Source organism: Microcystis sp. M179S2, assembly GCF_020245805.1.
GTDB classification, from domain to species: Bacteria; Cyanobacteriota; Cyanobacteriia; order Cyanobacteriales; family Microcystaceae; genus Microcystis; species Microcystis aeruginosa.
This window is the reverse complement of record NZ_JADBUE010000145.1, coordinates 1-14,254: the sequence shown is the minus strand read 5'-3', so window position 1 is coordinate 14,254 and position 14,254 is coordinate 1. Positions and strand designations below refer to the sequence as shown.

19 protein-coding genes are annotated in these 14,254 nt (G+C 42.6%); 6 read left to right on the top strand and 13 right to left on the bottom strand.

What is annotated here, in order from left to right; translation table 11 throughout:
- Nucleotides 1–112: 112 nt before the first annotated feature.
- The 5 genes from IM500_RS08745 to IM500_RS08725 all read right to left on the bottom strand — a co-directional run bounded on the left by IM500_RS08745 (nucleotide 113) and on the right by IM500_RS08725 (nucleotide 1,650).
- Nucleotides 113–373 carry a hypothetical protein gene (locus tag IM500_RS08745; RefSeq protein ID WP_287738137.1) on the bottom strand — a complete coding sequence of 87 codons (261 nt, stop codon included), beginning with the start codon at nucleotides 371–373 and terminating at the stop codon, nucleotides 113–115.
- Between the two features lie 175 nt (nucleotides 374–548).
- Entirely contained in the window at nucleotides 549–770 is a 222-nt protein-coding gene (locus tag IM500_RS08740; protein ID WP_147071578.1) for a type II toxin-antitoxin system HicA family toxin, read from the bottom strand.
- On the bottom strand, nucleotides 770–1,015 hold the full coding sequence (locus IM500_RS08735; RefSeq protein ID WP_147071580.1) for a type II toxin-antitoxin system HicB family antitoxin: 246 nt from the start codon (nucleotides 1,013–1,015) through the stop codon (nucleotides 770–772). Before IM500_RS08735 ends, IM500_RS08740 begins: the two co-directional genes overlap by 1 nt.
- A gap of 105 nt (nucleotides 1,016–1,120) precedes the next feature.
- Nucleotides 1,121–1,309 carry a hypothetical protein gene (locus tag IM500_RS08730; RefSeq protein ID WP_002766800.1) on the bottom strand — a complete coding sequence of 63 codons (189 nt, stop codon included), beginning with the start codon at nucleotides 1,307–1,309 and terminating at the stop codon, nucleotides 1,121–1,123.
- Between the two features lie 2 nt (nucleotides 1,310–1,311).
- Nucleotides 1,312–1,650 carry a hypothetical protein gene (locus tag IM500_RS08725; protein WP_287738136.1) on the bottom strand — a complete coding sequence of 113 codons (339 nt, stop codon included), beginning with the start codon at nucleotides 1,648–1,650 and terminating at the stop codon, nucleotides 1,312–1,314.
- Between the two features lie 142 nt (nucleotides 1,651–1,792).
- Here IM500_RS08725 and IM500_RS08720 point away from each other — a divergent pair, with 142 nt between their 5' ends.
- Complete coding sequence (locus IM500_RS08720) at nucleotides 1,793–2,092, top strand: type II toxin-antitoxin system Phd/YefM family antitoxin (RefSeq protein ID WP_002763657.1); 300 nt, start codon at nucleotides 1,793–1,795, stop codon at nucleotides 2,090–2,092.
- A 135-nt stretch (nucleotides 2,093–2,227) separates the two neighbouring features.
- On the opposite strand, the gene IM500_RS08715 is transcribed toward IM500_RS08720, so the two are convergent.
- Nucleotides 2,228–2,953, bottom strand: a complete 726-nt coding sequence (locus IM500_RS08715; RefSeq protein WP_287738135.1) for a PEP-CTERM sorting domain-containing protein — start codon at nucleotides 2,951–2,953, stop codon at nucleotides 2,228–2,230.
- 418 nt (nucleotides 2,954–3,371) lie between these two features.
- Between IM500_RS08715 and IM500_RS08710 the strand changes: the two genes are divergently transcribed.
- Nucleotides 3,372–5,543, top strand: coding sequence for a glutamine synthetase III family protein (locus tag IM500_RS08710; protein ID WP_190719912.1), 2,172 nt, complete (start codon nucleotides 3,372–3,374; stop codon nucleotides 5,541–5,543).
- 105 nt (nucleotides 5,544–5,648) lie between these two features.
- Entirely contained in the window at nucleotides 5,649–7,118 is a 1,470-nt protein-coding gene (locus IM500_RS08705; RefSeq protein WP_287738134.1) for a carotenoid oxygenase family protein, read from the top strand.
- 44 nt (nucleotides 7,119–7,162) lie between these two features.
- On the opposite strand, the gene IM500_RS08700 is transcribed toward IM500_RS08705, so the two are convergent.
- The 6 genes from IM500_RS08700 to grxC all read right to left on the bottom strand — a co-directional run bounded on the left by IM500_RS08700 (nucleotide 7,163) and on the right by grxC (nucleotide 11,514).
- Nucleotides 7,163–8,038, bottom strand: coding sequence for a Tab2/Atab2 family RNA-binding protein (locus IM500_RS08700; RefSeq protein WP_287738133.1), 876 nt, complete (start codon nucleotides 8,036–8,038; stop codon nucleotides 7,163–7,165).
- Nucleotides 8,039–8,299: 261 nt separating this feature from the next.
- The gene (locus IM500_RS08695) at nucleotides 8,300–9,319 is read right to left on the bottom strand and encodes a glycosyltransferase (RefSeq protein ID WP_190719921.1); all 1,020 of its coding nucleotides are present in this window, start codon (nucleotides 9,317–9,319) and stop codon (nucleotides 8,300–8,302) included.
- Between the two features lie 171 nt (nucleotides 9,320–9,490).
- Nucleotides 9,491–9,817, bottom strand: coding sequence for a DUF3593 domain-containing protein (locus tag IM500_RS08690; protein ID WP_190719925.1), 327 nt, complete (start codon nucleotides 9,815–9,817; stop codon nucleotides 9,491–9,493).
- Entirely contained in the window at nucleotides 9,810–10,121 is a 312-nt protein-coding gene (locus IM500_RS08685) for a DUF2499 domain-containing protein (RefSeq protein ID WP_190719928.1), read from the bottom strand. The genes IM500_RS08690 and IM500_RS08685 overlap by 8 nt, the downstream gene beginning before the upstream one ends.
- 136 nt (nucleotides 10,122–10,257) lie before the next feature.
- Entirely contained in the window at nucleotides 10,258–11,238 is a 981-nt protein-coding gene (gshB, locus tag IM500_RS08680; protein ID WP_190719930.1) for a glutathione synthase, read from the bottom strand.
- Nucleotides 11,239–11,253: 15 nt separating this feature from the next.
- Nucleotides 11,254–11,514, bottom strand: coding sequence for a glutaredoxin 3 (grxC, locus tag IM500_RS08675; RefSeq protein ID WP_002803525.1), 261 nt, complete (start codon nucleotides 11,512–11,514; stop codon nucleotides 11,254–11,256).
- Between the two features lie 471 nt (nucleotides 11,515–11,985).
- Between grxC and IM500_RS08670 the strand changes: the two genes are divergently transcribed.
- Nucleotides 11,986–12,426: a hypothetical protein gene (locus IM500_RS08670; protein ID WP_061430501.1), complete on the top strand. Its 441-nt coding sequence runs from the start codon at nucleotides 11,986–11,988 to the stop codon at nucleotides 12,424–12,426.
- Here the strand turns inward: IM500_RS08670 and IM500_RS08665 are convergent.
- A complete protein-coding gene (locus tag IM500_RS08665; protein WP_061430502.1) occupies nucleotides 12,423–12,710 on the bottom strand; it encodes a YggT family protein in 288 nt (95 codons plus the stop codon). The two genes, IM500_RS08670 and IM500_RS08665, sit on opposite strands and share 4 nt — an antisense overlap.
- 507 nt (nucleotides 12,711–13,217) lie before the next feature.
- Between IM500_RS08665 and IM500_RS08660 the strand changes: the two genes are divergently transcribed.
- The gene (locus tag IM500_RS08660) at nucleotides 13,218–13,418 is read left to right on the top strand and encodes a hypothetical protein (protein WP_002770256.1); all 201 of its coding nucleotides are present in this window, start codon (nucleotides 13,218–13,220) and stop codon (nucleotides 13,416–13,418) included.
- A complete protein-coding gene (locus tag IM500_RS08655) occupies nucleotides 13,405–13,833 on the top strand; it encodes a PIN domain-containing protein (protein ID WP_190719933.1) in 429 nt (142 codons plus the stop codon). The genes IM500_RS08660 and IM500_RS08655 overlap by 14 nt, the downstream gene beginning before the upstream one ends.
- Nucleotides 13,834–14,254 lie beyond the last annotated feature (421 nt).

Here is a 14,254-nt window from a genome sequence, read left to right as displayed (position 1 = left end):
TCTACTCTAGATACAGTCAACGGTACAGCCATTTTCAAAGGGAAAATGTACCCAGTAGCGTCTTTTCAATTTTTTCTGAGAAGCGACCTGCAGTAAGGGTTTTGTTAATTTTTTAGTATTTCTGTATGGGGGAAGTCCAGCTATAACGCTTAAGACGCTCAGGATGTTTTTCTACTTCTTCAATGGCGGCGAGCGTTTCTGTATTAGGAATTTGAACATCAAAGGGAAAACCTTGATGACAATCGACATCAGATAAGGCTGGATGCTGGATTTTTTGTAGGAGAAGCTGTTGTTCTTCGTCAGTTAAGGAAAGGATAATTTGAGCAAGGGAATCAATTAGTTTAGTATTGATTGCAGCAGCAGCTTGACTCATGGTTAAACAAATAATTGGGAGTTAATGAATTATTTTAATCTAGTTTAGCGCGAGTTAGCACCCCCTAGCGATCGCCTCTTATTCCAGAAAAAGGTTTTCTCAAAGAAACCCGTTTTCTCTGGCATTCATCTTGCTTAATTGAGAACAGTTTTTAACTTTTCCAAGACAGAATTGTTTAACGTAATTTTTCCCATTCTTCTCTACTAATATTTGCTTGTTGTAAAATTTTAGCCAGCAAGCTTTTACTGATATCTCCTTGGTGTGGATTAGGAATCCAGATTTTTAATTTTCCCTGCACCATATATTGATGATTTCCTCCTACCAGAGGACCAGAAAATACCAGCTTTCTCAACTGGCGAATTAACTCTTTCCTTTTGATGGGGGCAAAAGGTGGCATCAGGCGATTTTTTGTTGAGGGGTTAGATTGATACCTTCAACAATCGGTAACTGATGCTGTAAGCGCAGTCCTAAAATAAGCCAGCCTTCCAAAACTTCCTGTAACTGTTCCTTAGTAGCTTCGAGAGTTGTTTCATTAGCATATACTCCCTCAAATCCCGGAATTTCTCCATAAAAAGTACCGTCTTCTAGAACTTCATAAGTTGCCAGTTCCATTGCTTGTTTTAGATATTTTGTTAGCATCATTGACAGGAATAAAGCTCGGTGATTGTCTCGAAGATTGTCGATTTGATGATCAGTTGTTTTGAACTTGGCGATAATTTTGCCCTGTTTCTCCAGAAAACGGGTTTCTCAAAGAAACCCGTTTTCTAGGTTTTCTAGCTGCTGTCTTCGTCTTTGACGATTTTCCGCTTCTAAGCGACTAATCGCTTCTTCTAATTGTAATCCAACTAATTCCATCTCTTGACAATTGCGGTGTGCTTTTGCCAAAGTTTGCTTAAGTTGATCAGAATCCCGGGGAAGCTGAGGAACAAAATCCATATTTAACTCCATTCAAGTTTAATTTCTTCGACACTACGCATCAAGGCAGGAATCCGCACTTGGGTTGTCTTAATGACTTCTTCTATAAATCTTAGCAAATCAGGAGAAATCATCGGTTGAGATTGAGCGGCACGAATTTCTAAGTTTGATAGCTGAGAAAACCGAGATTCTGCTTGGAGGGCAATTTCTGTGAGTTGCTCTAAACTGTCTAGGGTTTCTGCTGTTTCACCAAAACGGTTTAAGATGGCAAATTCTACAGCTTTAGATTCGTCAACAATGTCTAATAGCCTATTTTTCAGATTGATGATCAGTTGTTTTGACTCTGGCGATAATTTTGCCATTTTTCTCAGCTTACCATACTGGCCAATCTACTGATTCCAGTCTAGCGATCGCCCTAAGTCCAGAAAACGGGTTTTTTAAAGAAACCCGTTTTCTCAGTTGATGAAATAAGCTAAAATCGAATCAACTCGTTGCCATCGCCTTATGTTTTCTATCCAAACTACCTACACTCAAGCTCAAGAAAATTTAGCGAGCCTTCTGGATCGACTGGAAAGCGAGAATAGTATGGCGATTATTACTCGCCCTGGTCATAAAGATATGGCACTATTAAGCGCAGAGGAATTAACTGGCTTATTAGAAACCGTTTATCTTTTGCGATCGCCTGCGAATGCGAGAAAGTTATTGGCAGCACTGGAACGTTCAATGGAGAGGGACGTTCAAACAATACCGGGACAGACAGTTACAGAACTTTGTCAGGAGTTAGGAATTGAACGCCAAGAGTAGGGCAATTGTCTTTGATCACCAATTTCGGGAAGATTTAAGATGGTGGTACAAAACAGATAAAAAAGCTGATTAAGAAAACGGGTTTCTCAAAGAAATCCGTTTTCTTCCGTTTTCTTCTCAAAGAAACCCCTTTTCTCAGTTCCAATGGCGCTTAAATGCCGCTGCTGTTCCCAGTAAGCCTAAAGCCAGCAAACCTAAGCCAGAACTTGATTCAGGAACAGGAACAGGAACAGTCTGGGCAAAGCGAACTTCAGAGAGACCAATAGGCCCTGGTGCTGTCCAACCAACGAACCAATTGTTTGCTACATCAATTCTAGCATATTGGGCTTGAATTAAAGGAAAGGAAAAGATTGTCGCTGGTATGTTAGTTGCCGTACCTTCAGGTAGTGTTAGGGTTCCTGATACATAAACTGGACTGCTAAAGTCGGAGTTATTGGAGAGAATTAGTGTGAAATCCTTGATTCCGCGATCAGTAGCTGTGGTATTAAAAGCGTTGTAATTCCACAAAGCCAAGGTATCTAAGAACACAGAACTGCCAAAATCAAAATCAAGATTGACATCAGCAGGAGTCGTCCCGCTTTCTAAACGTACTCCCCAGAAATTAGAAAAATCGCTACCTGCGACGTGCTGTTGCTGCAAAGCGTTTCCAGGTCCAGTCAACCCATTGCCGTTGGCAGTGTTGACTAAGGCTCCAACGGTGGGAGTAGCAGAGCCTGCATTAAGCGTTAAGGTTGGAGTCGGATTGTAGATGATCGGCAGCGCTTGGACGGGGAGGATAGTCAGTCCAGCGATCGCGCTAACTGTGCCAGCGAAGACAACACCAGCCAGAGAGAGAGATTTGAAGTTAGTTGTAAAATTCATGGGCAATTTTGGGCAAATTCCACCAGCATTTTACTCCCCCCCCCCGATTTTGTCAAATATCGCTTTTTTATCGATTGCATAGATGTATAGAGTTTTATCTCCAGAAAACGGGTTTCTCAAAGAAACCCGTTTTCTCAGTGCGATCGCCTGTGGAAGATCGGGTTTGGGATATTTGTAATGTTTGATACAAAGCTCTGGATTATCTGTTCTTAAGATGAAGGCTGGTGTTGCTAATTGATCGGAAAAGAGGCCGGCGCAAGCAGATAAAAACCGCAGAGAAGCTTGTGCCGTGGGATCAAAATTATTAAGCGGAGAATAGCCTCTGACCGGAATTCAACATCAAAGTTAGTAGGAAACTTGTCATCGCCTAAGTAAAGTAACCCTTCATCCACGACACAACACAATAGGAAAAATACTTATGAGTTATGGAACGCGTGTTCAAGCTATCTCTCAAGTAACGGATCGTAAACCCCTACCTAGCAAAATTCCTCAGCGTTTAGAGGCCCTCTGGGCAACCGATGTGTTTACCCTGAGCAAAATGCAGGCCAGTCTCCCGAAAGACGTATTCAAGTCGGTCAAAAACACGATTTTAACCGGGGGAAAATTAGACGTTTCCATCGCCGGTGCGGTAGCGGCAGCGATGAAAGATTGGGCCACGTCCAAAGGGGCGCTGTACTATGCCCACGTCTTCTATCCGATGACTAACGCCACCGCCGAAAAACACGATGGTTTTATCTCCGTGCAGAGCGATGGTTCGGTGATCACAGAATTTGCGGGCAAAGTCTTAGTACAGGGAGAACCGGACGGGTCCTCCTTTCCTAACGGCGGCCTTCGCTCCACCTTTGAAGCGCGGGGTTACACCGCTTGGGATGTCACCAGTCCGGCCTACGTCATGGAGACCGATAATGGTGTAACCCTGTGTATCCCCACGGTTTTCATCTCTTGGACAGGAGAGGCCCTCGACAAAAAAACGCCGCTTTTACGCTCGATTTCATCGATGAGTAAAGCCGCCACCAGGGTGCTTAAACTATTAGGACATACGGAAGTCGCCCCCGTTAACTCCAGCTGCGGTGCTGAACAGGAATATTTCCTAGTCGATGCTCATTTTGCCCATAGTCGCCCCGATTTACTGCTCACCGGTCGCACCCTATTTGGTAAACCCGCCGCCAAGGGTCAACAGTTCGACGATCATTATTTTGGCGCGATTCCCGAACGGGTTCAGGTGTTTATGCAGGAAGTAGAGGAAAGAATGTATCGCCTCGGCATTCCGGCCAAAACCCGCCATAATGAAGTCGCTCCAGGACAGTTCGAGATTGCCCCCTTTTTCGAGGCGGCCAACGTGGCCAGTGACCATCAGCAGTTAATTATGACTTTGCTGAAAAGTACGGCTAAAAAACACGGTTTTGTTTGCCTACTGCACGAAAAACCCTTTGCGGGAATTAATGGTTCGGGAAAACACGTTAACTGGTCCGTCGGCAACGCTACCCAGGGCAATCTGTTAGATCCGGGCGATACTCCCCACGCTAATATGCAGTTTTTGTTGTTCTGTGGGGCGGTTATTCGTGGCGTTCACAAGTACGGGCCGCTTTTACGCGCAGTGGTGGCTACCGCCAGCAATGATCACCGTTTGGGGGCAAATGAAGCTCCCCCCGCCATTATTTCGGTATATTTGGGCAGCCAGTTAGAAAAGGTATTCGACCAAATTAGCCAAGGACAAATTGAGGGTTCTGATGCCCCGGGGTTGATGGATCTCGGTGTCGATACCCTGCCGGTATTCCCCAAGGATCCTGGCGATCGCAATCGTACCTCTCCTTTTGCTTTTACGGGCAATCGCTTTGAATTCCGCGCTGTGGGTTCTAATCAGTCAGTTTCCGGGCCGCTGGTGGCGATGAACACGATTCTAGCGGATTCCCTGACTTGGGTGGCGGATAACTTAGAAAGTCGGATGAAAGCAGGGGAAGACCTCAAGACTGCTGCCGAGGGTGTTCTCAAGGAGATCATGGACAAACACAGAAATGTGATCTTCGGAGGTAACGGATATTCCCCAGAATGGCACAAAATGGCGGTAGAAGAGCGCGGTTTAGCCAATCTCCGCACCACTGCCGATGCTTTACCCGTGCTGAAGGCTGATTATATCGAAGAACTGTTTGCCCGCATGGGTGTGCTTACCCCCGTTGAACTGGAAAGTCGTTTCGATGTCTATGCAGAACAGTATTTACTGGCCATCGAGGTGGAGGCGAAACTGGTGGTAAGTATGGCTAAAACGATTATTTATCCCGCTGCCGTTCGCTACTTGTCGGAATTGTCTTTGGCGATCGCTAATGCGGCGGCGATCGGCATCGAGATAGATAAGGAAAGCGCCCAAACCGTCTCGAATCTAATTAAATTACTGATGGACGGCGTTAGCAAACTGAGTGCGGCCATGGCTAAAGACGATTTTGACTCGATCGAGGAACATATGCAGTATTCCGCTCAAACGATCCGTCCCTTGATGGATAAGGTGCGCGAATATGCTGACACACTGGAAGGGGAAGTGGCCGACAATTTCTGGCCGCTGCCTACCTATCAAGAAATGTTGTTTGTTAAATAACATGACGGCAAGGAGGGGGTAAATAAATGATTAGCTACCCCCTTCTTTTTAGCTCTGGTAGTTTTAAGTTATGTTAAGAAAAGTAAATACAAACGTAAAACTACCATGGTATTAACTCCGACAATTGGCGAAAAATCCTATAATCGTCAGGATTGGCAAAAAGGCTATCAATCCCAACCTAACGAGTACGATTACGAGGTAGAAGACATCGAGGGGCAAATTCCCGCCGATTTACAGGGTACAGTCTTTAAAAACGGCCCCGGTTTACTCGATATCGCTGGCACTGCGATCGCTCATCCCTTCGATGGGGATGGTATGATCAGCGCGATTAGCTTCAATCAGGGGCGCGTACATTATCGTAATCGTTTTGTTAAAACCGAGGGTTATCTCCGGGAACAGAAAGCGGGAAAACCCCTTTATCGCGGTGTTTTCGGCACGAAAAAACCGGGGGGAATTTTCGGCAATGCTTTTGATTTGCGTCTGAAAAATATTGCTAATACTAATGTTATCTACTGGGGTAATAAATTACTGGCACTTTGGGAAGCGGCCGAACCCCATCGCCTCGATGCTAAAACCCTTGATACTATTGGTTTAGACTATCTCGATGGTATCTTGGAAAAAGGTGATGCTTTTGCCGCTCATCCTCGCATCGATCCCGCTTGTATCTTCGATAATCATCAACCATGTCTGGTAAATTTTGCCATTAAAACGGGTTTGTCTAGTTCAATTACTCTCTACGAAATTAGTCCCACGGGTAAGTTATTACGTCGTCATACCCACAGTATACCTGGCTTCTGTTTTATCCACGATTTTGTTATTACTCCCCACTACGCTATCTTTTTCCAAAACCCGGTTGGTTATAATCCTTTTCCCTTTCTTTTTGGGTTAAAAGGTGCGGGGGAATGCGTCATCAATCAACCAGACAAGTTAACTAAGATTATTATTATCCCCCGGGAGCCTAACAAAGGAGAAGTGAAAGTTTTAGAAACTCCATCGGGTTTTGTGTTCCATCATAGTAATGCTTTTGCACAAGGGGAGAAAATTTATATCGATTCTATTTGTTATCAATCCTTACCACAACTGGATTCAAATAGCAATTTTCAATCGGTAGATTTTGATAGTTTAGCTCCAGGACATCTGTGGCGATTTACACTAAATTTATCAGAAAATACCGTTACAAGAGAATGTATTCTAGAGCATTGTTGTGAATTTCCCAGCATTAATCCTGCAAAAGTTGGTCGAGATTACCGTTATTTATACATCGCTGCCACTCATCATGCCACCGGTAATGCTCCTTTGCAAGCAATCTTAAAACTGGACCTATTAACGGGAGAAAAACAATTACATTCTTTTGCTCCCCGGGGATTTGCGGGTGAACCAATTTTTGTGCCTAAACCCGATGGAATCGCTGAAGATGATGGTTGGTTATTGGTAGTTACTTACGATGCGGCCAATCATCGATCAAATGTGGTAATCTTAGATGCTAAAGATATTACTAATTCCCTAGCAGTTATCCATCTTAAACACCATATTCCCTACGGGTTACACGGTAGTTGGACAGGACAATGTTTTTAAGTTAATTCTGTGGGGGTGGATTGAAAACCCACCTTTGCTAAACTTTACTCTTGAGAGCCTTCTTGTAATAGCCAAAAACCAGCGAAGGATTCCGATTCAGGGTTAGATTGAACGGCTAAAAAATGCAGATTATTGGCTTTTTGTTTAGCTTCTTCAAAGTTTTTAGCTTCCTTTAAAGTCTCGGTATTAGTGACGTTGACGAGAATCCAGCTATCACTAGCACCCGTTTCTAAACGTAGCAGAGGACGAGAACCAGTTTCTAACTTTAAATAGGCCATTTCTAACCCTGACATCCAACCAGCTAAGGGTAAAGCGCGGGGAGAAAAAATAACTAAACCGGGGATTTTTAGATTCTCATCTAATCCCATCCCTAGTATAGGCAAATTTTCTCCGAAGCTAATATCCCAATCTTTTAAATCATTAAAAGAAGACAATTCTAGCGTGACAAAAGCCCATTTATCTGCCTTATCTCCCCGGACAGCATCGGGAAGGGGAACAGCATTTAAAGGGGGATAATTAACGGAAGCAGTTTTAGTTAAATTTTGATCATAACCAACTTCTTGGGGATAGAAATTAACCATTCTTTCTTCTATCCATCTCGTTAAAGCATGAGTGCGACGACTAGGGGAAGCGGGAACACCGATATCCTCGCAAGCTTTGCTAATCATGTTATTCATCTGACGACGGAAAAAGCGAATTTTTTTGGGAGTTACCCCCGCTGCCTTGATAGCTGCAGTAATTGCCTCTCCTAACCATTGGGAATTAACCATCGTATTAGGACAATAACTGGCATATTTAAATATTGTATCGGAGGAGCGATCGATTGTTGCCGGAGTTTCACAGATTAATAATTCCCATCTTTTTTTATTATTTTCATCCACCACCGGCCGCGAATAAAAATCAAGTTCCCAAATAGTCATATTTTTTTCAGTTATCAGTTATCAGTTATCAGTTATCAGTTATCAGTTATCAGATTTGAGTTTTAAGTAGGTGGGTGGAATTAAATATAAGATGAACGTAGGTTGGGTTGAAGCATGAAACCCAACACCCGCTCATGTTACGCTACCGCTAACCCATTCTACAAATAATTGTGCCTCCCTATTTAAGTGTGCAGTATGTATTAAGTGGGCAGTATTAAATAGCAGCTTCCTACTGTCTTTTTACTGATTACTGTTTACTGTTCACTGTTCACTGAAAAATCCCCTATTCCCGACAACAGTACGAACGCGGTAGATGGGACGTTTTTGGGATTCATGGTAAGTTCGCATCAAAATTTCTGCCAAAAGACCAAAACAGAGTAATTGTACCCCAGTTAAAAAGAATAACACGGCCAGGATTAACAAAGGTCGATCGCCGATTTCTTGTCCGAAACCGAGTTTGAGAATAGTCAGATAAGTGCCTAAAATAATCCCCACTACCATCGATAACAGTCCGTAGAGTCCAAAAATGTGCATCGGACGGGTGAGGAACTTTTTCATAAAAAAGACAGTAAATAAGTCCATAATCACGCGAATTGTGCGACCTAAACCATATTTACTCTGTCCGAACCGTCTAGCGTGGTGATTAACGGGAATTTCGGTTATTTTTGCCCCTTCAATAAAAGCCAATGCGGGTAAAAAACGATGTAATTCCCCGTAGAGATTCATATCGGCGACTAATTCGGCTCGATAGGCTTTCAAAGAACAACCGTAGTCGTGTAATTTGACCCCTGTTACCTTGCCAATCAGCCAATTAGCTATTTTTGAGGGTAAAAGCCGTTTTACCCGGTCATCTTGGCGATTTTTGCGCCAGCCACTCACGAGGTCATAACCTTCCTCTAATTTGGCCAATAATAGGGGTATATCATTGGGATCGTTCTGTAAATCGCCGTCGAGGGTAACAATTATCTGTCCCGTGGCATAATTAAATCCGGCAGCCATGGCGGGGGTTTGTCCGTAGTTGCGTCGCAATATTACCGCCTTGAGATCATCGCGATTTTTGGCTAAATTAGTTAAAACCTCGGTGGAACCGTCCTTAGAACCGTCGTCAACACAGATTATCTCGTAGTTAATTTGATAAGAACGCAGAATCGTGGCTATACTCTCGACGAGATGGGGAATACTGTCCACTTCGTTATATATGGGAACCACTACCGATAAAGTCTGGATAGCAGCCTGTGGGTTTGGTTCGTTGACACTGATGGACGGTGTAATCGGGGACATATTTGACTGACGCGGGGACGTTTTGGGGCGATTGTATCACAATTCAGTGATCAGGAGATAGGAGACAGGAGACAGTATTCAGGAGTCAGTATTCAGGAGATTATTTTTATTTATTCTCCCCTCTCCGGCGCTCCCTTCTCCCCACACCCCACACCCCACACCCCACACCCCTTATCCCTGTTCACTGTTTACTGCTCCCCGTTCCCCTTTCTCTGTTTGCTTTTTGGCTAAAATTGCCTGACGAAAACCTAAGACGACGAGAATATTGGAGAGGGTGAGGAAAAATTCGGCGCTGCCGTGTAACCAATCGACGTTGGCTAATTCTTGACCATAGTGGATTTTGGCGTAGATACCGGCAGGAATGGTGATAAAAACGAAGATTAACAGCACATAAAAGCCAATTAAGGCTAAAAGGGGCATTTTTCCCGAACGAGTGATCAACCAAAGAAACCCCAGATAGGGAAACAGGGAGATGGCAAATAAACTCTCTTTATTCATTGTTAACGCTAATTTTACTGGAACGCCACAGCCACCAACCGGCAGCACAGAGGGTAAAATTTCCTAAGACAGTCATGGCTGCCTGTAGGGTGACTAACCAGGATAAGGCACTGATATTATCAAAAAAATGCCATGTACAGGCACACATTGCCCCAATTAAAGCGGGTAACATTCCCCAAGATAACATTCGCCACGATCGATCGCTACTGACGTCGCCATAGGTCCACACTAACCAGATCGCCGCTATCCATTCTACGACACTCGATACATGAACCATCCAGGTCGGTATTGATAAAGCATTCATTTTTTTTACAGGAGACAGTTATCAGTTATCAGTTATCAGATTTGAGTTCTTATCTCGTTCCCAGGTTCTACCTGGGAACCCTTTGTTCAGGTTCTACCTGAAGGATATTTTAATAAAGAGCCTTAAATATTGTGTGTCAAGACAGAGCCTTGGCACAAGCAAAATTTTCTAGCCATTGAATTACCTGTTGACCTAAGCTAACATTGTTTAATCGATCGATCTCGCGAATGCCGGTGGGACTGGTGACATTAACTTCGGTGAGGTAGCCACCAATCACATCTAATCCGACAAAATATAGGCCATCTTCTCGTAATTTTGGGGCTAAAGTGGCACAGATTTCTAATTCTCGAGCGGTGATTTCTGTTTTTGCTACTCGTCCACCCACTGCCATATTACCGCGAAATTCTGAACCGGTGGGAATGCGATTAACTGCCCCGATGGGTTCACCATTGAGGACAATAATGCGTTTATCTCCTTCTTGGGCAGCTGGTAAATAATCTTGAATCATTACCGGTTCTTGTCCCCATTTTGTGCTAATTTCAATCATTGAATTGAGATTGCGATCTTCGGGACTAAGAAATAAAATTCCCTCCCCTGCTTTGCCCCCCAAAGGTTTCATAACTGCCGCCCCTTTTTGGTTGACAAATTCCCTAATTGTCGCTTTATCTTGGGAAACAATTGTGGCGGGCATTACCTGAGCAAAGTGAATCGTATATAACTTTTCGTTGGCATGGCGTAAACCCCTAGTTGAGTTAATTACTTGAGTTTTTTTGGGGTCGATCAGGTCTAATAAATAGGTGGCATAAAGATAGGCAATCGTCACGGGTGGATCTTTTCGCATCCAGACAAAATCGAAGTTTTCTAGGCAGGTAAAAACTGTCTCTTGTCTTTGATACCATTGAGATGCAGCCACCCAATGATTATCTTTTAACTCCACGGGAACCAGTTCAATTTTAGTTAGTTTTGCCCAAGCTTTTCCCGCAATCGCACTGAGATCAGTGATGGAAGTCATCCAGATTTCATGACCTAATAATTGGGACGCTTCCATGATAGCTATACTGGTATCATGGCCTGGATCTAGATACTCGATCGGATCGATAATAAAGGCTAGTTTCATTAATAGTTTTTATCCTTAATTCTGCAACAGGGGAGCTAAACCACCACTTCTATCTAAAGCATAGATGTCATCGCAGCCCCCGATGTGTTGATCGTTTATAAAAATCTGTGGTACACTTGTACGACCATTGGCTCGATCGGACATTTTGGCTCGCGCTCTTTCATCACCATCGATACAATATTCGGTAAACTCCACCCCTTTTTTCTTGAGTAATGCTTTAGCGCGGATACAGAAAGGACAGGAACTCCAAGTATAGATCTCAACATTAGCGGCCATAAAATTTATCTCCCTTCTTTACATATCTTAAATTTTAGCCGATAACCGAGCAGTGATCTTCCTTCAGGTCAGAAAACGCCAATTAGGGCGATTCCACTGATATATTGCTTGTATTTCCCATTCTTCACCGTTTTGAAAGCGAATACGGCAACTAACAGGGGGGGAATCATCCTCACTTTCATTTACGGCGTTGTCAGATCAGAATAGGTAAAGATGCAATGCAATCCTTGCTATCAAAGTAATTTCAGTTCCGGTGCTGATTCGGAGCATCTTTCAATTTGACAACGCCTATTGTAGGGCTAATTCATGAATTAGCCCTACACCTATTACCTCACAGGTAAACCCGTCGCAACTATCGGGAGCGTCTGTGGGAATCCATTCCCATGAGAGTCCTAAAAAAGCTGATTTCAAAGGGTGACGATCCACGATAATCTAAGTATTGGGGAAATCATACCGTAAAATCACTCATCTATGACACCACGCTCGCTCACCGTTTTGCTCCTTTCTGTTCTTTTCTGGCTGTCTAGCTGGCTTATCATCCCTATTGCTCAAGCTTTGACCCCAATTCAACTATTAGATGTATCTTATAAAGACTGTCCCCCCGAATTAGCCGAGGGGAGTGTCACCAGTGGGGGAACCAGTTTTCCGGCTAATTGTTTTTTAATCACCGGCAAAGCTAAAAATAATTCTGGAAAAACCGTCTATGATGCCGATGTTTTTGGTCGGATTTACGATGCTAACGGGGAACCGGCTTTACAAAATCGTAGCCGAGTCGGGGCAATTCCAGAAGTGCCGCCGGGGATTAGTGATTTCGAGATCAGAATTTCTGTTTCTACCAATCAACCAACCCCCTTGCGACTGGAAAAATTCAAAGCTTCCGGTTTTACCAGTAGTGTGGATCCGCGGATTTAGAAACTGCTACTGACCAGACTGCTGGCCCCTGTGGCTACGACACTCTGAACAACGTTGAGCAGCAGGAAAGCGAGGATCGGGGAAAAGTCCATCCCGCCTAGGGGTGGGATAATCGAGCGAAAGAGGTTTAAATAGGGATCGGTAATCGGACTGAGAAAAGACATAATCTGATAGGCCCAACCGGCATTTTGGAACCAAGTCAGTAAAACCCTAACAATTAGGATTACCGAGTAAATTTGCAGGAAATTGTTGATTATCGTCAAAATAAACCCTATATCGCTCATAAATAAATCTTTCCTCAAGGAGGCGTGATGGTTAGTTTAGCTTTGATCTTACCAAAAAAATGGTCTTTAGTTACTCTCTCCGCCCTGTCTTACTGGTTTTAACCAGCTATCGGCTTATCCCTAGGTAAATCCTTTCAGGAGTGCCATTATACCAGATATTTTCTCTCTGCTCGATTTATTTAATAAGCTCTGCTGATGAATGAAAAAAAATAATAAACGGAACTTATAACTATTCGCCTCTACAATCTAAGCATTATCCCTAACCAGTGCTAAATTTTCTGACATCCAAGCTTGATTAATAGTTTTGGTGTCTTTAGAGACAGTTTTCTCCACTATTCGCTTACTTATCAACTTTATCTAACTCGAACTAAGTTTTGGGTGGATTCCCTATCGACTCTGTACCATCTTTAACACCGATAATTTTAGTCAAAGATGTAAAAAAGGAAGATCCTGATTGTGAGAGCGTGTAATTAGTATAATTAAAGTAAAAATCATTCCAATGTAGCCATGATTAAAAACATTAATGTAACTGGACTTAAACCTGAACAAATTCAGCAGATACAGGTACTTATTGCCGCATTTAAAGCTCAAAATCAACTCAATCAAAGTGAACCTGAAATTGATATGATTGAATACCTGTTGGAAAATCCTATAGAGGTTGATAATTTAGAATTTATGAAACGAGAAGAAATTTATGACAGAACTTAAAAATCATAGTTGTTTTGTTGATTCTAATATTTGGCTTTATGCTTTTTCCACTGATAAAAAAGAAGAAAGTAAAAGAATATTGGCAAAACAATTAATTAAAGAAAAGTCCATCATTATCAGTACCCAAATAATTAATGAGGTTTCTTGTAATTTACTTAAAAAGCATAAGCTTGATGAAGAACAACTGTTTCAATTAATTGTTTCCTTTTATAGAAAATATCAAGTTATCTCATTTAATCTTGATATTTTTGAATCTGCATCTAATCTGAGAACTCAATATCATCTATCATTTTGGGATAGTTTAGTGATTGCTTGCACTTTATTTTCTGATGCAAATATTTTGTATTCAGAAGATATGCAAGATGGTTTAATTGTTGATAAAAAATTAACTATTATTAATCCCTTTAAGCAATAAAATTATTTTACTGGTTAATGATGCTGTCTTTAACATCTCTAAAACCAGTCCTAACGGTACAGTTGTCGGCACAATTAACACCACCGATGCCGATAACAACCCCTTAACCTACAATATCACCGCAGGTAATCCTAACCTCGATGGCGACGGTATCTCCGCCTTTACCATCAATAATAGCGGCCAAATTGCCATGGCTGACTCCGATGACAAGGCTGTAGTCATCTCCCTACCCTAACTGGTCACAAAATAACTTAATTTGCTGGCTAACTTGACAAAAGTTGCTCAAAATATAGCCTTAGCAACATAAATCGGCTTATTCCTAGGTAAATCCTTGCAGGAGTGCCATTATACCAGATATTTTCTCTCTGCATGGTTTATTTAATAAGCTCTGCTGATGAATGAAAAAAAAAAATAAACTAGG